Below are 236 nucleotides of genomic sequence, written 5' to 3'. Positions count from 1 at the left end.
AATTTATATTAAATAAGGAGGAAATCTCATGACAACTGAAAGGGATACATGTGAAGTAAAAGTGGACGATGTTCCAGTTAATAAAAAACCGAAAGAAATTGCGAAGGATGGTTCATTTAAACGGCAGGTAAATAGATTCATCACGCCATTCGGAAACGGTGATGACCACATTCCTGTTGAAAATGAAAGGTATCGTCTCCTCTGGTCGTCTGCCTGTCCGTGGGCACATCGATCTG

The 236-nt window shown here is 40.7% G+C and carries 1 protein-coding gene; it reads left to right on the top strand.

Annotated elements, in window-relative coordinates; translation table 11 throughout:
• Nucleotides 1-28: 28 nt before the first annotated feature.
• Nucleotides 29-236, top strand: a 208-nt coding sequence (locus AOA61_RS31665; protein ID WP_218197294.1) for a hypothetical protein, incomplete at its 3' end; no start/stop codon positions are given.

The organism is Pseudomonas sp. 2995-1 (genome assembly GCF_002742505.1).
Classification (GTDB): domain Bacteria; phylum Pseudomonadota; class Gammaproteobacteria; order Pseudomonadales; family Pseudomonadaceae; genus Aquipseudomonas; species Aquipseudomonas sivasensis.
This window is presented reverse-complemented; position numbering and strand designations above follow the sequence as displayed.